16 protein-coding genes are annotated in these 16,870 nt (G+C 64.8%); 5 read left to right on the forward strand and 11 right to left on the reverse strand.

What is annotated here, in order from left to right; genetic code table 11:
- Positions 1 to 225: 225 nt before the first annotated feature.
- The 3 genes from RX329_RS23090 to RX329_RS23100 all read right to left on the reverse strand — a co-directional run bounded on the left by RX329_RS23090 (position 226) and on the right by RX329_RS23100 (position 3,409).
- Positions 226 to 1,698, reverse strand: a complete 1,473-nt coding sequence (locus RX329_RS23090) for a DASS family sodium-coupled anion symporter (RefSeq protein ID WP_085349813.1) — start codon at positions 1,696 to 1,698, stop codon at positions 226 to 228.
- A 112-nt stretch (positions 1,699 to 1,810) separates the two neighbouring features.
- Positions 1,811 to 2,617 (reverse strand): enoyl-CoA hydratase/isomerase family protein, encoded by an 807-nt coding sequence (locus RX329_RS23095; RefSeq protein WP_085349814.1) that lies wholly within the window; start codon positions 2,615 to 2,617, stop codon positions 1,811 to 1,813.
- Positions 2,618 to 2,650: 33 nt separating this feature from the next.
- Positions 2,651 to 3,409, reverse strand: coding sequence for a hypothetical protein (locus tag RX329_RS23100; RefSeq protein WP_085349815.1), 759 nt, complete (start codon positions 3,407 to 3,409; stop codon positions 2,651 to 2,653).
- A 62-nt stretch (positions 3,410 to 3,471) separates the two neighbouring features.
- On the opposite strand from RX329_RS23100, the gene nthA reads away from it, so the two are divergent.
- From nthA to RX329_RS23115, 3 genes are read left to right on the forward strand one after another with little or no spacing between them, the layout of a single operon-like run.
- Positions 3,472 to 4,095 carry a nitrile hydratase subunit alpha gene (nthA, locus tag RX329_RS23105; RefSeq protein ID WP_085349816.1) on the forward strand — a complete coding sequence of 208 codons (624 nt, stop codon included), beginning with the start codon at positions 3,472 to 3,474 and terminating at the stop codon, positions 4,093 to 4,095.
- Positions 4,092 to 4,751 carry a nitrile hydratase subunit beta gene (gene nthB / locus RX329_RS23110; RefSeq protein ID WP_018457833.1) on the forward strand — a complete coding sequence of 220 codons (660 nt, stop codon included), beginning with the start codon at positions 4,092 to 4,094 and terminating at the stop codon, positions 4,749 to 4,751. The genes nthA and nthB overlap by 4 nt, the downstream gene beginning before the upstream one ends.
- Entirely contained in the window at positions 4,751 to 5,131 is a 381-nt protein-coding gene (locus RX329_RS23115; RefSeq protein ID WP_018457832.1) for a nitrile hydratase accessory protein, read from the forward strand. Before nthB ends, RX329_RS23115 begins: the two co-directional genes overlap by 1 nt.
- Positions 5,132 to 5,289: 158 nt before the next feature.
- Here RX329_RS23115 and queC read toward each other — a convergent pair whose 3' ends face one another.
- The gene (gene queC, locus RX329_RS23120) at positions 5,290 to 6,003 is read right to left on the reverse strand and encodes a 7-cyano-7-deazaguanine synthase QueC (protein ID WP_018457831.1); all 714 of its coding nucleotides are present in this window, start codon (positions 6,001 to 6,003) and stop codon (positions 5,290 to 5,292) included.
- 136 nt (positions 6,004 to 6,139) lie between these two features.
- On the opposite strand from queC, the gene mazG reads away from it, so the two are divergent.
- Positions 6,140 to 6,994 carry a nucleoside triphosphate pyrophosphohydrolase gene (gene mazG / locus RX329_RS23125; protein ID WP_317244325.1) on the forward strand — a complete coding sequence of 285 codons (855 nt, stop codon included), beginning with the start codon at positions 6,140 to 6,142 and terminating at the stop codon, positions 6,992 to 6,994.
- A gap of 20 nt (positions 6,995 to 7,014) precedes the next feature.
- Here mazG and hflX read toward each other — a convergent pair whose 3' ends face one another.
- The 4 genes from hflX to RX329_RS23145 all read right to left on the reverse strand — a co-directional run bounded on the left by hflX (position 7,015) and on the right by RX329_RS23145 (position 12,674).
- Positions 7,015 to 8,397, reverse strand: coding sequence for a GTPase HflX (gene hflX / locus RX329_RS23130; RefSeq protein ID WP_026233449.1), 1,383 nt, complete (start codon positions 8,395 to 8,397; stop codon positions 7,015 to 7,017).
- Between the two features lie 11 nt (positions 8,398 to 8,408).
- The gene (gene hfq, locus RX329_RS23135) at positions 8,409 to 8,657 is read right to left on the reverse strand and encodes an RNA chaperone Hfq (protein WP_007591126.1); all 249 of its coding nucleotides are present in this window, start codon (positions 8,655 to 8,657) and stop codon (positions 8,409 to 8,411) included.
- A gap of 237 nt (positions 8,658 to 8,894) precedes the next feature.
- Positions 8,895 to 10,265 (reverse strand): sigma-54-dependent transcriptional regulator, encoded by a 1,371-nt coding sequence (locus RX329_RS23140; protein WP_007591127.1) that lies wholly within the window; start codon positions 10,263 to 10,265, stop codon positions 8,895 to 8,897.
- 15 nt (positions 10,266 to 10,280) lie between these two features.
- Positions 10,281 to 12,674, reverse strand: a complete 2,394-nt coding sequence (locus RX329_RS23145; RefSeq protein ID WP_018457828.1) for a sensor histidine kinase — start codon at positions 12,672 to 12,674, stop codon at positions 10,281 to 10,283.
- Between the two features lie 174 nt (positions 12,675 to 12,848).
- Between RX329_RS23145 and RX329_RS23150 the strand changes: the two genes are divergently transcribed.
- Entirely contained in the window at positions 12,849 to 12,995 is a 147-nt protein-coding gene (locus RX329_RS23150; RefSeq protein WP_162847234.1) for a hypothetical protein, read from the forward strand.
- Between the two features lie 166 nt (positions 12,996 to 13,161).
- Here the strand turns inward: RX329_RS23150 and ntrC are convergent, their stop codons facing one another.
- The 3 genes from ntrC to dusB are packed head-to-tail and all read right to left on the reverse strand — an operon-like array spanning position 13,162 to position 16,787.
- A complete protein-coding gene (ntrC, locus tag RX329_RS23155; protein WP_007610301.1) occupies positions 13,162 to 14,604 on the reverse strand; it encodes a nitrogen regulation protein NR(I) in 1,443 nt (480 codons plus the stop codon).
- A gap of 9 nt (positions 14,605 to 14,613) precedes the next feature.
- Positions 14,614 to 15,789 carry a two-component system sensor histidine kinase NtrB gene (locus RX329_RS23160; protein WP_026233448.1) on the reverse strand — a complete coding sequence of 392 codons (1,176 nt, stop codon included), beginning with the start codon at positions 15,787 to 15,789 and terminating at the stop codon, positions 14,614 to 14,616.
- Positions 15,786 to 16,787 carry a tRNA dihydrouridine synthase DusB gene (gene dusB, locus RX329_RS23165; RefSeq protein WP_317244326.1) on the reverse strand — a complete coding sequence of 334 codons (1,002 nt, stop codon included), beginning with the start codon at positions 16,785 to 16,787 and terminating at the stop codon, positions 15,786 to 15,788. Before dusB ends, RX329_RS23160 begins: the two co-directional genes overlap by 4 nt.
- Between the last annotated feature and the right edge of the window lie 83 nt (positions 16,788 to 16,870).

Consider the following 16,870-nt stretch of genomic DNA (forward strand, 5'->3'; position numbering starts at 1 on the left):
ACAATAGTTCCCTTGCCCCTGGGCATCCGGGAACGGTCGCATCAAGCGACGGAGAGTGAAACCGCGATGAGGACTCGGCTGGAGCGCGCTGCACCGCAGCACGCACAATCGCCCTTTCGGGTCGCTCTGGCAATATCAGATATTTGCGGGGAGTTGGACGAAGTTTTCCAAATGTCTTCCCGCTGAAGAAAATTCATCTGCCGCCGTATTGCCCTCCCGCCCGACTCAGTGGACCTGCAACCAGGGCCATACGATCAGCAGCAGCCCCGCGAAATAGAGCACCCCGAAGATCAGCCCAAAACCCCAGAACTGACCCTTGCCGATATAGCCGCTCCCGAAATACATCGGCGCCGGCCCGGTCGCGTAAGGCGAGATCACCCCCATCAGGCCGAGCGAATACATGCAGAGCATGGCGAGCGTCGTGACTGGTAGGTCGGGGATGCCGGATCCGACCGCGAGCACCACGGGCAGCACGGCGGCGGCATGCGAGGTGATGCTCGAGAAGAAATAGTGGATCCAGAAGAACAGCGCGACCAGCAGGAGCATTGCGGTCGACGGCGACAGCCCGGCGAGCGGCTTTGCGTATTCGGTCGCGAACCATTTGATGAAGCCGATCTCGTTGAGGCCCGAGGCCAGCGTCAGCAGCGAGGTGAAATAGAAGAACACCTCCCAGGCGCCCTTCTCGGCGACGATGTCGGCAAACTCGATCACGCCCGTCACCAGCATCAGCGAGATCACGATGAACACGACGGTGGTGGCGTTGACGAAATTCGAGCCCAGAAGCGGCACGCGGATGTCCGGGCTCGAGCCCGCGATCCACAGGAACATCGCGAGCAAGATCAGCGCCAGCATGATCCATTCATTGCGCGACATCGGGCCCATCTCCGCGAGCTCCTTCGATGCCCATTCGGAAATTTCCGGGCTGCTCTTCACCTCGGGGCGGCAGACCGCGTAGCTGAGCAGCGGGACCAGCACCATCAGGAGCAGGCCGAGCGGCGCAAAGCCGATGAACCACTGCGCCCAGCTGACGTCGATTCCGGCGGTCTTCTTGGCGATGGCGAGCGCCGCTGCATTGGGCGCCAGCGCGGTGAAGAACAATGAGCTGGTGACGGCGGTCGACGCGAACGCGGTCCACATCACGTAGGTGCCGATCTTGCCGGCGGTCGGTCCTGGCTCGGAGCCGTAGATGCGCGGGATGTTGCTGATGATGGGATAGACGATGCCGCCGCTGCGCGCGGTGTTGGACGGTGTCGCCGGCGCCAGCAAGAAGTCCGACATCGCCACCGCATAGCCGAGACCGAGCGTGTTGGTGCCGAGCTTTTGCACCAGCACGAGCGCAATACGCCGGCCCAGCTGGCTCTTGCGGTACCCGATCGAGAACACGAAGGCGCCGACGATCAGCCACACCGTGCTCTCGGCAAAGCCCGCCAGCATCCAGCGCAGCGATTTGGTCGGATCGGGATCGATATAACCGCCGACGCCGGCAACCGTCAGCCCGATCAGGCCGACCGCGCCGACCGGCATCGATTCCAGGATGAGCCCGGTGATGACGGCCGCGAAGATCGCAAAATAGTGCCACTGATTGGCGTTGAGCCCTGCGGGCACCGGCCACAGATAGATCAGCAGCCATACCGCGAGCGGCGCGATCAGCTTCCAGCGAAACCCTTTCGTCTCGGGTGCCTGCGTGCCAGTGGTCATGGGCCCTCCCCCTCGATCGTCATTGTCGTCTGCCGGCCCGTTGATCGGGCCTATTTTGTCCCAGCGCCGCGTATACGGATAGTCCGCGGCGCAATCAATGCCTGGCCGGCTTCTACCGCCCTCTGAACTTCGGTTTGCGTCGCGTCAGGAACGCCTCGACGCCCTCCTTATGGTCCTCGCTAAGGCTTGCCAGGGCGAACTGGTCGACGTCCATGTGGCTGGCGAGATTATCCAGCGCATGCGCCAGCCGGTTGACCGTGAGTTTCGTCATGGCAACGGAGAGCGGCGGCTGCGCTGCCACCTTGCGCGCAAGCTCCATCGCGGCATCGAACGCATGGCCGGGATCGACCACCTGCTCGACCAGGCCCCACTCATAGGCCTCATCCGCGCTGATGCGCTGATCGGCCAGGACCACCGCCTGCTTGGTGCGCGCCGGGCCGATCAGATGCAGCATGCGCGGAATGCTCTGCCAGCTCATGTTCATGCCGAGGCCGATCTCGGGCACGCGCAGATGGGCATCGCGTCCCATGACGCGGAAGTCGAGCGCGACGGCCAGCGCCACGCCGCCGCCGACGCAAAACCCCTCGATGGCGGCGATCGTGATCTGCTCCATCTCCTGCCAGGCGTGGGTCAGGCGCGGTCCGAGCTTGAGATGCCGCCGCAGCGTGCCGAGGTCCATGTCCTTGCGCGCGCGGCCTTCGGCATCCTTGAGGTCGAAGCCGGCGCTGAACGCAGCCGCGCTGCCTGTCAGCACCACGGCAGAGGTTGCGGCGTCATCCTCAAAACTGCGCGCGGCCGCGGTGAGCTGGCGTAAAGCCTCTGGCGATAGCGCATTGATGCCGTCGCCGCGGTCGAACCGCACCACCGCAATCCGTCCCTCCGGCCCGAGGCCCTTCTCGATCTTGACATAGTCAGGCAACGCAAACTCCCCTGGTCTTGGTCTTCCTGGCGCTCACAGATGCCCGGTGCGCCGATGTTCGGGTTCGCTTCCATGGACCGGAAACCGGATCGTGGTCCCGATGGTGATCCAGTTGGCATTTTCGCCGGTGATGTTGCGGCCGTAGATCAGATCGACGGAGAATATCTCGTTCGGTCGGTAGCGGACACCGGTCTGGAAACGCGGCTGCACGATGCTTGCGACCTCGGCGGCGCCGGCCTGCCCGTACGCCTCGATCGTCCATTGCAGCGTGTCGGTGAATTTCCAATCGAAGCCGATGCCGTAGGTCAGGTAATGGCGATCCACCGTCCGATCCCAGAGCCAGCCGCCGTTGACGTTGATGCGCATGGTCTCCGACAGGCGGAAGGTCGCGGGGATGACGGCAAAGGGGGATAGCGCCTCGCCGGTCGCCGCGTCGAACGATCCTCCGCCATAGGCCGACAATCCCCACCGGCCGATTCCGGTCGGGACGAAATTCGTCTTGGCTTTTGGCGCGATTGTCGTGCTCCAGTCGCCGCCGCTCCGGGCCCGGATGGTCTGCAGGCTCAGCTCGATCGGCCTGAAGGGATCGACGACACAGGAGGGATTGGCGACCGCCGAAAAATCCGTGTTGGAAGCCGCCGACAGCCAACTTTCCACCTTGCAGGAGCCGACATCGGAAATGTCGGCGGCATCGACCGCATAGGCGCCATTCGCGGCGCGCGCATCCTGCGCCGCGAATGCGCCAAGAGCCGCGATTGCGACGGTTATTCCGGTTCTTGCAGCCCAGCCCATGGTGCGATGTTAGCAGAGTCTTCGGCTCGACAACGCCCGGATTCTGGGACTATCTTCGCCCCATGAGCGACCATCATCACCACGATCACGACCATTCCGAGCTGTCGGAGACCGAGCTGCGCGTGCGCGCGCTCGAGACGATCCTGACCGAAAAAGGCTATGTCGAGCCGGCCGCGCTCGACGCCATCATCCAGGCCTATGAGACCCGGATCGGCCCCCATAACGGCGCGCGCGTTGTCGCCAAGGCCTGGAGCGATCCGGCGTTCAAGAAGGCACTGCTGGAGGACGGCTCGAAGGCGATCGGCACGCTCGGCCATGTCAGCCGCGTCGGCGACCACCTCGTCGTGGTCGAGAACACGCCGCAACGTCACAACATGGTCGTGTGCACGCTGTGCTCCTGCTACCCCTGGGAAATGCTGGGGCTGCCGCCGGTCTGGTACAAGGCCGCGCCCTATCGCTCCCGCGCGGTGAAGGACCCGCGCGGCGTGCTCGCCGATTTCGGCGTGCAAGTCGCCAAGGACGTTGAAATCCGGGTATGGGATTCGACCGCCGAAACGCGCTTTCTGGTGCTGCCGATGCGCCCCGCAGGGACCGAAGGCTGGAGCGAGGAGCAGCTCGCCGAGCTGGTCACGCGCGATTCCATGATCGGCACCGGCTTTCCCAAGGCGCCGGGGGCGCCGTCATGAACGGCGTGCACGACATGGGCGGCATGGACGGGTTCGGCAAGGTCGAGCCCGAACCGAACGAGCCGGTGTTCCACGAGGAATGGGAGTCGCGTGTTCTCGCCATGGTGCGCGCGATGGGCGCGGCCGGCGCCTTCAACATCGACACCTCGCGCTTCTATCGCGAGACGATCCCGCCGCATATCTATCTCTCGAGCTCCTATTACAAGAAATGGTTTCTCGGGCTCGAGGAGATGCTGATCGAGAAGGGCTACCTCACTCGGGAGGAAGTCGCCGCCGGCCACGCGATGCAGCCGGCCAAGGCGCTCAAGCACGGCAAGTTCGATCTCGGCCAGGTCGAGCGCATCATGGTGCGCGGCAAGTTCGCCCGCCCTGCCCCGGCGCCGGCGAAATTCAAGATCGGTGACAAGGTCCGCGCGAAGAACATTCACCCGGCGACCCACACCCGCCTGCCGCGCTACGTGCGTGGTCATGTCGGAATCGTCGAGCTGAACCATGGCTGCCACGTGTTTCCGGACTCGGCGGCGATGGAGCTCGGCGAGAATCCGCAATGGCTCTACACTGTCGTGTTCGAGGGCCGCGATCTCTGGGGCGCGGACGGCGATCCGACCTCGAAAGTCTCGATCGATGCGTTCGAGCCGTATCTGGACCCGGCGTGATGAGCAGCACGGCTGCTGCTGCCGCGACGGCAGCGATCCCGAGCATTCCGCGCGACGATGACGGCCCGGTGTTCCGCGCGCCCTGGGAGGCGCACGCCTTCGCGATGGCGCTGACGCTGCACGAGCGCGGCGTGTTCACCTGGCCCGAATGGGCGGCAGCCCTGGCCTCCGAGATCAAGCGCGCGCAGGCGGCCGGCGATCCCGATACGGGCGAGACCTACTATCTCCATTGGCTCGCCACGCTGGAGGGGCTGGTCGCGCGCAAGGGCGTTGCGTCTGCGGAGACGTTGCATCGCTACCGCGACGCCTGGGACCACGCGGCCGATCGCACCCCGCACGGCAAGCCGATCGAGCTGAAGGCGGAGGATTTTGCGCCGTAGTCCCTTTGCGCGTTGCTTGGGTACACTCTAACCCCAACCAACACTGTCATTCCCCGCGAAGGCGGGGAATCCAGTACGCCGCGGCCTGTCGATTATCGCTACCTTCTCGGAGTACTGGATCACCCGCTTTCGCGGGTGATGACACCGAGTCTATGGTATCACCGTCCCGCCACGTACTCCCGCCACCCCTTCGCCCGCAGGCTGCACGCCGGGCATTCTCCGCAGCCGTATCCCCAATCATGCTGCGCGCCGCGTTCGCCGAGGTAGCAGGTGTGCGACTGCTCGCGGATGAGGTCGACCAGCCCGTCGCCGCCGAGGTCATGGGCGAGCTTCCACGTCGCGGCCTTGTCGATCCACATCAGCGGGGTATGCAGCTCGAACTTGCGGGCCATGCCGAGCGACAGCGCGGCCTGCATCGCGCGGATGGCGTCGTCGCGGCAATCGGGATAACCGGAATAGTCGGTCTCGCACATGCCGCCGACGATGTAACTGATGCCGCGCCGATAGGCCAGCGCCGCGGCGAAAGTCAAAAACACCAGATTGCGGCCGGGCACGAACGTGTTCGGCAGGCCGTCGGCGCCCATCGCAATCGCGACGTCGCGCGTCAGCGCCGTCTCGGACACGGCCGCCAGCGTCGGGATCGCTAGCGTGTGGCTCTCCCCGAGCCTGGAAGCCCAATCCGTGCGCAGGCCCTTGATGCCGTCGAACAGCCGGTCGCGGCAGGCAAGCTCGATGGCGTGGCGCTGCCCGTAATCGAACCCAAGCGTCTCCACGTGCGCAAAACGATTCAGCGCCCAGGCAAGGCAGGTGGTGGAATCCTGGCCGCCGGAAAACAGCACCAGCGCGGTTTCGGATGAAGATGCGTCAGTCATGGCCCGCGCTTTAGCACTGCGCACGCGGCTCGCCAATCTGGCGCGCCAACCGGTGGAAATCACCCTGTTCCGCCGCGCTACGCTGGGAACGGGGGCGCTTTTGGCATAAGGCTTGAGAGCCAGGAGAATGCCCGCAATGACCCCTTCCCGCGACATTTCCCGCCTGATCGAGATCATGGCGGCGCTGCGCACGCCGGTGACTGGCTGCCCCTGGGACCTCGAGCAGAATTTTGCGACCATCGCCCCCTATACGATCGAGGAAGCCTATGAGGTGGTCGAGGCCATCAGCCGCGGCGATCTCGACGATCTCTGCGAGGAGCTCGGCGACCTCCTGCTGCAGGTGGTGTTCCATGCTCAGATGGCCGAGGAGCAGAACGCCTTTGCCTTCGGCGATGTCGTCGAGGCCATCACCCGCAAGATGATCCGGCGCCATCCGCACGTCTTCGCCGACAAGGAGGGCGATCTCGCCTCCTCCCACGTCAAGGAAGTCTGGGACCGCATCAAGGCCGAGGAGAAAGCCGAGCGTGCCGCGCGCCGGCCACCCCAGGAAGCGCCGTCCCACAAGTCGCTGCTGTCAGGCGTGAAGGCCGGCCAGCCCGCCCTGACGCGCGCCATGGAGCTGCAGCGCAAGGCCTCCACTGTCGGCTTCGACTGGAACGATCCGCGCGCGGTGCTGGCAAAAATCCGCGAGGAAGCCGACGAGATCGAGGCCGCACTCGATCGCAACGACAGCGAGGGGTTGGCGGAAGAGACCGGCGACCTGATGTTCGCGCTGGTCAACCTCGCCCGCCATGTCGATGCCGATCCGGAAGCCGCGCTGCGGGCGACCAACACGAAGTTCGAGCGGCGGTTTGCCTATATCGAACGGGCGCTGGAGGCGCAGGGGCGGACCCTCGAGCAGGCGTCGCTGGCGGAGATGGACGCGTTGTGGAATGAGGCGAAGAGTGCGAAGCAGTCGTCACCAGAGGAGCGCAAGCAAGCCGGCCGCTAACTCGGCCGGGACGACACTAACTACACGGACAGTCGCGGCACGGCATCGAACCGGTTCACCACGATATCCCGCTTGGTCTCGTCCACCCGCACCGTCATGTCGAAGCGGCCGTCGTGCAGCTCTTTCGCCAGCACTTCGGAATTCCGATGCAGCCAGCTGATGCCGGCGCCGTCGGAGGCATCGATGGAGAGGTCGAGCGTGATGCGCTTGGCGGCCAAGCGCTCCTCGATCGCGGCGAGCAGCGCGTCGACCCCTTCGCCCGACACGGCCGACACCAGCATCGCGGGATGGTCCTCCGGCCTGCGCGCGGCGATATTCAAGAGTTCTTCGCGCTGTTCGGGACCATAACGGTCGATCTTGTTCCAGACCTCAATGATGCGGCCTGAATCATCGGGATTGATGCCGAGCTGGCGCAGCACCGCGTCGACGTCGCTCTGCTGCGCCTCGGCATCGTCGTGCGAGATGTCGCGCACATGCAGGATGACGTCGGCCTCCAGCACCTCCTCCAGCGTGGCGCGGAAGGCGGCGACGAGCTGCGTCGGCAGATTGGAGATGAAACCGACGGTGTCCGACAGCATCGCCTTGCCGCCATGCGGCAGGGTGAGCGCGCGCAGGGTCGGATCCAGCGTGGCGAACAGCATGTCGGCGGCCTGCACGTCGGCGCGGGTCAGGCGGTTGAACAGCGTCGATTTGCCGGCATTGGTGTAGCCGACCAGCGCCACGACGCGGTACGGCACCCGCTGGCGGCCTGCGCGATGCAGGCGGCGTGTGGCCTGCACCTTCTTCAGTTCGCCCTCGAGCTTGGAGATGCGCTCCTGGATCAGGCGGCGGTCGGCTTCGATCTGCGTCTCGCCGGGACCGCCCATGAATCCAAAGCCGCCGCGCTGGCGCTCGAGATGGGTCCATGAGCGCACCAGGCGCGAACGTTGATAGTTGAGATGCGCGAGCTCGACCTGGAGCGAGCCTTCCTTGGTCTTGGCGCGGCGGCCGAAGATTTCCAGGATGAGACCGGTGCGGTCGAGCACCTTTGCCTGCAACTCCTTCTCGAGGTTGCGCTGCTGGATCGGCGCAAGCGCGCAATCCATCACCACGAGTTCGACGTCGAGGCTCTTGGCGAGCGCGGCGATCTCCTCGACCTTACCCTTGCCGATATAGGTCGCAGGGCGGATCTGGCTGATCGGCGCGATGATGGCGTCGGCAACGACGAGATCGATCGCGCGCGCGAGGCCGGCGGCTTCGTCGAGCCGGGCTTCCGCGTCACGCACGACATGAGCTTCCGATTGCGCGTCGGCACTGCCTGCGCGCACCCGCAAATAGGGACCGATGACAAGCACCCGCCCCGTCTGCGTACCCCCTGCCGACCGCGGACGGTCGGCATCCCCGTCGAAATTCCGGGGTTCCAATCAGATCACTCTCAAGCCGGCTGATCCTCGCCGCCTTCGAACAGCTGGATCGGAGCGCCCGGCATGATGGTCGAGATCGCATGCTTGTAGACGAGCTGCGAGTGACCGTCGCGCCGAAGCAGCAAACAGAAATTGTCGAACCAGGTCACGATGCCCTGGAGCTTCACTCCGTTGACCAGAAAGATCGTCAGTGGCGTTTTGGTTTTGCGAACGTGATTAAGGAAGGTGTCCTGCAGGTTTTGTGCGCGGTCTGCCGCCATTGTTTTTTTCTCGCTTTGAGTTTCTTTTTATTGCGCCGGTTGCGGCCCTCTTTTGAAACTCGGGGTCCTCGTCCGGTTGCCGTCCCTCATGAGATCCCCCTCGGGGGGACAGCGGTTCAATTAGAGGACAGGTAGGCTTATTAGGCAAGCCGCTTCACGCGGCAGCCCATGCCGTATTGCCCCGAAAAACTACGGAAATCGATGATTTTCCTCGCCTATTCCAACGACGTCGCAGCGTTAGCCGACGCCGAGCGCCTTCAACTTCCGGTGCAGCGCCGAGCGTTCCATGCCAACAAACTCGGCCGTGCGAGAAATATTTCCTGAAAAACGGCTGATCTGTGCAATCAAATAGTCGCGCTCGAACACTTCGCGCGCTTCGCGCAGCGGCAGGCCCATGATGTGCTCGCCATTGTTGCTGGTCGGCATCGCGGGCACCATGGAGCCGACATCCTGCGGCAGCATGTCGGCAGTGATGATGACTTCCGGCCCGCCAGCGGCGAGAATCATGACTCTCTCAACGTTGTTGCGGAGCTGGCGCACATTGCCCGGCCAGACATGCGACTGCAGTACCGCCATCGCGTCCTGGCCGATCTGCCGCTTGGGCAGGCCGCTGCCCGCGGAGATCTGCTCCATGAAATAGTCGATCAATTCCGGAATGTCTTCACGCCGCTCCGACAATGCGGGCACGCGGATCGGCACCACCGAGAGCCGGTGATAGAGGTCCTCGCGGAAATGACCGGCCGCGATTTCCTCTTCGAGGTTGCGCGCGGTGGAGGAGATGATGCGGACGTCGACCTGCACCTTGCCGTTGCCGCCGACGCGCTGGAACGACTGCTCGACCAGCACGCGCAAGATCTTGTTCTGGGTCTCGCGCGGCATGTCCGCGATCTCGTCGATGAACAGCGTGCCGCCATGAGCCTCTTCGAGTGCGCCGGGCTTGCGCGCGTGCTCGCCGTTGGACTGCTCGATGCCGAACAGCTCGTGCTCCATCCGCTCGGGCGTGATCGCAGCGGCGTTGATGACGACGAAGGGGCCGTCGGCGCGGCCCGAGGCCGTGTGCAACGTGCGGGCGGTCAGTTCCTTGCCGGCGCCCGCGGGGCCGACGATCAGGATGCGGCTGTTGGCCTTGGCCGCACGCTCGATGGTCTGGCGCAGCTGGTTCATGCTGGGCGAGCGGCCGACCAGCGAGCTTGCGCTCGGCGCGAGTTGCTTCAGCTCCTTGACCTCGCGCTTGAGCCGCGAGTTCTCCAGTGCACGGTTCGCGACCAGGATCAGCCGGTCGGTCTTGAACGGCTTCTCGATGAAGTCGTAGGCGCCACGCTTGATCGCGGCGACCGCGGTCTCGATGTTGCCGTGGCCGGAGATCATCACGACCGGCAGATCGGGGTTGTCCTTCTTGACCTGCTCCAAGAGCTGCAAGCCGTCGAGCTTGGAGCCCTGCAGCCAGATGTCGAGGAACACCAGATGCGGCCTGCGGTTGGCGATCTCGGCGAGCGCCGTATCGCTGTCGCGCGCGGTCCGGGTCACGAAGCCCTCGTCTTCGAGGATGCCCGCAACGAGATCCCGAATATCGGCCTCATCATCGACAATCAGAATTTCACTTGCCATGGATCGCCTGTTTTCTCAGCTGCCTGTTGAGGCTTTGATCTTCGTTGAATCATTGGTCTTTTCAGCCGGCTCTTTGGTTTCGACGGCCGCCTCTTTTGTTTCCGGATCCTTGAGGGATTGCGTAGCCGTTTCGCCGCTTTCCGGCTTGGTCGTTGCCGCGGCTGCCGGTTCGGCCCCCTCGCTTTTCGCGGGAGCGCCGGCGATCGCAAAACGCATCCGCATCCAGGCGCCGCGCTGGCCCTCGCGGAAGTCCGAGGCATCCTTCAGCTCGATGCGCCCGCCATGGTCTTCCAGCACGCGACCGACGATCGCGAGCCCAAGGCCGGTGCCTTTGGCGCGTGTCGTCACATAGGGCTCGAGCAGGCGGGAGCGCGCCACCTTGGGCAGGCCGATGCCGTTGTCGACGACGTCGATCAGCACGTCCTCGCCCTCGCGCGAGACCACGACGTCGATCCGGCCTTTGCCGAGCTCCTCCAGGGGGACCTGCTCGATCGCCTCGGTGGCGTTCTTGACGATGTTGGTGACGGCCTGCGAGATCAGCCGCCGGTCGAACTGGGCGCGCAGCGGGTCTTCCTTGAACTCGGCCTCGATATCGATCTCGGGGTGGGCGACCTTCATCAGGAACACCGCCTGCCGCACTGTGTCGGCGACGTCCTCACCCTCCATGACCGGCTTAGGCATCCGCGCAAAGCGCGAGAACTCGTCGACCATGCGGCGGATGTCGTCGACCTGACGCACGATGGTGTCGGTGCACTGTTCGAAGATCTGCTTGTCCTTGCCCTCGGTGATGTCCTTGCCGAATTTGCGGCGAATGCGTTCGGCGGAGAGCTGGATCGGGGTCAGCGGATTCTTGATCTCATGCGCGATGCGGCGCGCGACGTCGCCCCAGGCCGAGGTGCGTTGCGCCGAGACCAGTTCGGTGATGTCGTCGAGCGTGATGATGTAGCTGTCGTGCGGCTGGCTGGTCTTCTCGGCGCTGACGCGGACCGACAGATTGCGTTCCTGCCCGTCGCGCGTGATCGTGATCTGCCCCTGCACCAGGCGCTGGGTCCCTTCCCGCGCCGTCTTCATCATCTCTTCGAGCTCGGGCAGCACGTCGGAGAGCGGATGGCCGAGCGTCTCGGCTTCGGAGTGACCGATCAGCTTTTCGGCGGAACGGTTGAGAATGCCGACGCTGCCTGAGGTATCCACGCCGATGATGCCGGCGCTGGCGGACGACAGCACCGCCTCGATGAAGCGGCGGCGGCTGTCGATGAGCTCGCTGGCGTTGACGAGCTCGTCGCGCTGGCTACGCAACTCCTCCGTCATCTTGTTGAAGGTCTCACCCAGCTGGGCGAGGTCGCCTTCCGACTGGTGCACCGGCACTTTCACATGGAGATCGCCCGTCGAGACCGTCTGGGCCGCGTTCATCAGCCGCCGGATCGGCGAGACCAGCGAGTTGGCGAAGTTGAGGCCGATCAGCACCGAGGCCATCAGGATGGTCAGCGCGATCACAGCGAACATCAGCGCGAACGCGACCTGGATGCCGAGCCGGCGCGACTCGATCTGGGCGTATTCGGCGACGCTGACCTCGGTCTGCTTGAGCTGGTTGACGACATTCGGATCGAGCGGCCGTGCGACGTAGAGGAATGTGTCACTGAAGGCGCGCAAGCGGACCACCGCGGCGACGAAGCTCGCATCGGGCAGCACCGCGATCTCGGGTTCGGATTCGTTGACGTTGCTGAGGAAGTCCGGTGCCGGCGGCGAATAGGCCAGCCGCATGCCGGTGTCGGCGGATTCGAGAATGTTGGTGTTCTTGTCGATGATCATCGCGCCCGGCAAATTGCGCGAGGCGGCGCTGGACGTCAGCAATTCGCGAAACGAGCGGCGATCCTGGTCGTAGAGCGGCCGCGCGTGGGCGATGTCGTTGGCCATGCCGAGAATGTCGCCCCGGATCAGCTGCGCATGGTCCTGCATGTAAGCCCGCGCGATCGTCAGTGAATTCTGGATCACCTCCTTGGTCGGGCCGGAGAACAGGCGGTCGAGGCCGCGCTCGATGGTGACGTTGGCGACGACGGCGACCAGCACCGCCGGCAGCACCGCCACGATCGAGAACAGGCTGACGATCTGGACATGGAGGCGCGCCGCCGCCCTGCCCCGCCGTCGCGCCAGGATCAGCTGCCAGAGCTCGCGGATGATGATGCCGACCAGCAGCAGGATGGTGGCTGCGTTGCTCAGATAGAACGAACGGACAACTTGCGGCGTCAGTTCGATGCTGGTGAGGCCGGTCAGGACCAGGAAGGTGAGCAAGGCCGACAGCAGCGCCAGCGCCACGGCGAACGGCGCCAGCCAGCGTCGCGCCGACCAACGCCGGGGCTCTTCTGCTGGGGCCGTGTCAAAGGATGCGGCCGAGGTGTCTGCGCTGGTCATTCCGGCAATGGGTGCTGAAAACGGGGGGCCGCGGCGGGCGGCTACTGATGTATTCGTACCACATTGTTGCCGAATTGCGACAATTCCGCGGCGTCACCGCCGCGACCGACCCGCGCATCCACAGCGACATGCCGGAGGGCGGGAACGGATTCCAGCCCCGGCGGCTTGACCAGCATGCACAGGTTCTTTCTCGCAGTGATGGTATCGGCCGTGCTGCTGCTGATCGTGGCGGCGGACCTGCTGGTCAATGGTCTCGGGGTGCAGGAGCCCAATGCGAACGTCGCCAGCGCAATACAGGTCTCAGGCCGGTTTGTCAGATAGGTGTGAGGCCGCGTCCCGCGGCTGAAATCACCCTTTGAATGTTCCTGCGGAACATTTCAGTCCGATCGGGACTTCTGCTCACCGCGTCAGCCACGACGGCCAGCGCGATCGGACAGGCTCAGCTCCGCTTGGTAGGGGGAGCTGAGCCACCGGCCGTTGCGTGGGGCTAGCCGCCGCTCCGATACACCTGGATATCGAGATCCCGGATCTTCTTCCGCAGCGTGTTGCGGTTGAGGCCGAGTAGATCGGCGGCGCGGATCTGGTTGCCGCGGGTGGCCGCGAGCGCGGCCGTGAGCAGTGGCACCTCGATCTCCTTCAAGATGCGGTGATAGAGGCCCGGCGGCGGCACGCCGTTCGGGAAGCCCTGGAAGTGCGAGGAGAGATACGCCTCCACGGCGCCACCGAGATTGTCGACGCCATGCTGGACGGCGGCACCCGGGCTGACCGTGGGTGGCGCCAGCTCGCCGTCGATGACGGAGCCCGTGATCACATCCTGGGGATACAGCGCCGCGAGGCGACGGGCGAGGTTCTCGAGCTCGCGCACGTTGCCCGGCCAGCGGTGCTGCTTCATGCGCTCCAGCGCCAGCGTATCGAGCTTTTTCGGCGGCAGGCCGTCCTTCTCCGCCAGCGCGAAGAAATGACGGATGAGATCGGGCAGATCCTCGATGCGCTCGCGCAACGGCGGCAGCCGTAGCGGCACGACGTTGAGGCGGAAGAACAGATCTTCGCGGAACAGGCCTTGCTGGATCAGGACGCGCAGATCCTTGTTGGAGGCCGCCACGATGCGAACGTCGGTCTTGATCGGGGTGCGACCGCCGACCGTGGTGTATTCGCCCTGCTGAAGCACGCGCAGCAGACGGGTTTGCGCCTCCATCGGCATGTCGCCGATCTCGTCCAGGAACAGCGTGCCGCCCTCGGCCTGCTCGAACCGGCCGGAGGCGCGGGTGTTGGCGCCGGTGAAGGCGCCGCGCTCATGGCCGAACAGTTCCGACTCGATCAGGTCGCGCGGGATCGCCGCCATATTGACCGCGACGAACGGGCCATTGCGGCGCTTGCCGTAATCGTGCAACGCGCGCGCCACCAGCTCCTTGCCGGTACCGGACTCGCCCGTGATCATCACGGTGAGGTCGGTCTGCATCAGGCGCGCCAGCACGCGATAGATTTCCTGCATCGCCGGCGAGCGGCCGACCAGCGGGATCGCCTCCATCTCGGCGTCCTCGTTCGGCGTCGAGACCCGCTCCTTCGGCTCGGCCAGCGCGCGGCCGACGATGGCGATCAGCTCCTTCAGATCGAAGGGCTTCGGCAGATATTCATAGGCGCCGCGCTCGGAGGCCCGGATCGCCGTCATGAAGGTGTTTTGCGCGCTCATGACGATAACAGGCAAATTCGGCCGCATCTTCTTGATCCGCGGCAACAGGTCGAACGCGTTCTCGTCGGGCATCACCACGTCGGTGATGACGAGATCGCCCTCCCCCTGGCTGACCCAGCGCCACAGCGTTGCGGCATTGCCGGTCAGCCGCACTTCGTAGCCGGCGCGCGATAGTGCCTGATTGAGAACCGTGCGGATGGCGGTGTCGTCATCAGCAACGAGAATGCTACCTGCGGGCATCGTTAATCCTCATTTCGCCCCCTGTGACGCAGACGACGACTTCCCGGCAGAGCCGTCGTGACTGCTTTGATCGGCATGTTTCACCGATGTGGAATACATCGGCATCAGCACGCGGAAGGTTGTCTTGCGCGGCTGAGATTCGCATTCGATGATGCCCCCGTGATCCCCGATGATCTTTGCGACCAGCGCGAGGCCCAGACCCGAGCCGGTCTGTTTGGTTGTGACGAAGGGATCGAACAGGTTTGGCAGAAGATCGTCCGGCACGCCTGGTCCGTTGTCCTTCACGCAGAATTCGAGCGGCAGGGATACACGGGATTTTTGACCGGGGACTGACAGGCGGACGCCGGGGCGAAACGCGGTGGTGAGCTGGATTTCACCGTCGGGAACGTCGATCAGCGCTTCGGCGGCGTTCTTCACCAGGTTGAGGAACACCTGGATGAGCTGGTCCTGGTTCGCCAGCACCGGGGGCAGCGAGGGATCGTAATCCTCGACGAAGCGGATGTTGCGGGCAAAGCCGGACTGCGCCAGCCGTTTGACGTGATCGAGCACCGAATGGATGTTGACGGGGCCGCGCACCACGGGGCGCTCGTCGCCGAACACCTCCATGCGGTCGACCAGCGTCACGATGCGGTCGGCCTCGTCGCAGATCAGCCGCGTCAGCATGCGGTCTTCCGAGGAGGCCTGCTGCTCCAGGAGCTGCGCCGCGCCGCGGATGCCCGAGAGCGGGTTCTTGATCTCGTGCGCCAGCATCGCGGCGAGCGCGATCACCGAGCGCGCGGCGCTGCGATGGGTGAGCTGGCGGTCCATCTTGTCGGCGATGGAGCGCTCCTGGAGCATCACCACGATATGGCCGGGCCGTTCCGTGACGGGGGCAACGTGCAGATCGACCTGGCGGTCCCCGCCCATGCGCGGCGTGCCCAGATCGACCTTGTACTCGTTGACAGGTGCATTCGACGAACGCACCTGGTCGATCAGCGCCAGCAAGGGGCTGCCAAACGGCACCAGCTCTTTCAGCGACTGCCGCTTCAAGAACTGCGTCGAGATATCGAAGAAGGCTTCGGTTGCGATGTTGGCGGCGACGATTTTGCCGTCCGGCCCGATCATCAGCACGGGATTGGGAAGTGCGTCCAGGATGGCATCGCTGTCGGACGGAAACGGCCGACGATGTTCAGCAACTGAGCTCATGCAGCGGCGCTCCATGCGAAGTCGTCGAAGGCATCTTGCAGTGACCGGTGAACGAGGTGCGGATCCTCCGAGGTGAGGATTTTCTGGCGCCAGGATTTCAGCTTCTCGGCCGGCGCACGGCTCACATCGGCCGCGACGTCGAGCGCCCAGCCCAGATGTTTTCGCGCGTGCCGCAGCCCGATGCGCAGGCCGTAGAGCGCGCAGACGCCTTCATAAAGCGTGCGCACATAATGCAGCTGCGTCTCGAGCGGCGGCGTGGCTTCCACCGCCCCACCCTTGAGGCGGCGGCCGATCTGGCCGGGCAGCCAGGGCTGGCCCTGCGCGCCGCGGCCGATCATCACGGCATCGGCGCCGGAGGCCTTTAACGCCGCGAGGGCCTTCTCGTAAGTGGTGATGTCGCCATTGACGACGAGCGGAATGGAGATGGCCTCGCGTACGGCGCGGATCGCATCCCAATCGGCCTCGCCCTTGTAGAACTGGCAGCGGGTGCGGCCGTGCACGGTGACGAGCTTGATGCCTGATGCCTGTGCGCGCCGCGCCAGTTCCGGTGCGTTGCGGGTGCGGTCGTCCCAGCCGAGCCGCATCTTCAACGTCACTGGCACCTTCACCGCCGCGATCGTCGCTTCGATCAGGCTGACGGCGTGGTCGAGGTCGCGCATCAAGGCGGAACCGGACTGGCCGCCGGTGACGTGACGAGCCGGACAGCCCATGTTGATGTCGATGATATCGGCGCCTTCGGCTTCAGCGATCCGGGCGCCCTCCGCCATCCAATGCGTCTCGCACCCGGCGAGCTGGACCACGTGGGGACCGATCCTCGTGGCTTCGCAGCGCAACCGGGACATATGATGGCCATTGGCGAGTTCGTCGCTGGCCGTCATTTCGGACACCACCAGACCGGCCCCCAACTCCGCGGCAAGCCGGCGGACGGGCGAGTCAGTCACCCCCGACATCGGTGCCAGGAAGACCGGGGTGGCGACATCAATATCGCCTATCTTCAATGGCTTAGAGCCTGATACTACCGAGCCGGTCACAGGGGTCTCGTTGCGTTGGCAGCGCCTCATCGCGCCTGCCATGACCTATC

The sequence above is a fragment of the Bradyrhizobium sp. BWC-3-1 genome (assembly GCF_032917965.1).
GTDB classification, from domain to species: domain Bacteria; phylum Pseudomonadota; class Alphaproteobacteria; order Rhizobiales; family Xanthobacteraceae; genus Bradyrhizobium; species Bradyrhizobium canariense_D.

Coding starts and splice junctions, on each gene's coding strand:
- RX329_RS23090 (WP_085349813.1), bottom strand. CDS start 1,698: ATGACCACTGGCACGCAGGCACCCGAGACGAAAGGGTTTCGCTGGAAG.
- RX329_RS23100 (WP_085349815.1), bottom strand. CDS start 3,409: ATGGGCTGGGCTGCAAGAACCGGAATAACCGTCGCAATCGCGGCTCTT.
- nthA (WP_085349816.1), top strand. CDS start 3,472: ATGAGCGACCATCATCACCACGATCACGACCATTCCGAGCTGTCGGAG.
- nthB (WP_018457833.1), top strand. CDS start 4,092: ATGAACGGCGTGCACGACATGGGCGGCATGGACGGGTTCGGCAAGGTC.
- RX329_RS23115 (WP_018457832.1), top strand. CDS start 4,751: ATGAGCAGCACGGCTGCTGCTGCCGCGACGGCAGCGATCCCGAGCATT.
- queC (WP_018457831.1), bottom strand. CDS start 6,003: ATGACTGACGCATCTTCATCCGAAACCGCGCTGGTGCTGTTTTCCGGC.
- mazG (WP_317244325.1), top strand. CDS start 6,140: ATGACCCCTTCCCGCGACATTTCCCGCCTGATCGAGATCATGGCGGCG.
- hfq (WP_007591126.1), bottom strand. CDS start 8,657: ATGGCGGCAGACCGCGCACAAAACCTGCAGGACACCTTCCTTAATCAC.
- RX329_RS23140 (WP_007591127.1), bottom strand. CDS start 10,265: ATGGCAAGTGAAATTCTGATTGTCGATGATGAGGCCGATATTCGGGAT.
- RX329_RS23145 (WP_018457828.1), bottom strand. CDS start 12,674: ATGACCAGCGCAGACACCTCGGCCGCATCCTTTGACACGGCCCCAGCA.
- RX329_RS23150 (WP_162847234.1), top strand. CDS start 12,849: ATGCACAGGTTCTTTCTCGCAGTGATGGTATCGGCCGTGCTGCTGCTG.
- ntrC (WP_007610301.1), bottom strand. CDS start 14,604: ATGCCCGCAGGTAGCATTCTCGTTGCTGATGACGACACCGCCATCCGC.
- RX329_RS23160 (WP_026233448.1), bottom strand. CDS start 15,789: ATGAGCTCAGTTGCTGAACATCGTCGGCCGTTTCCGTCCGACAGCGAT.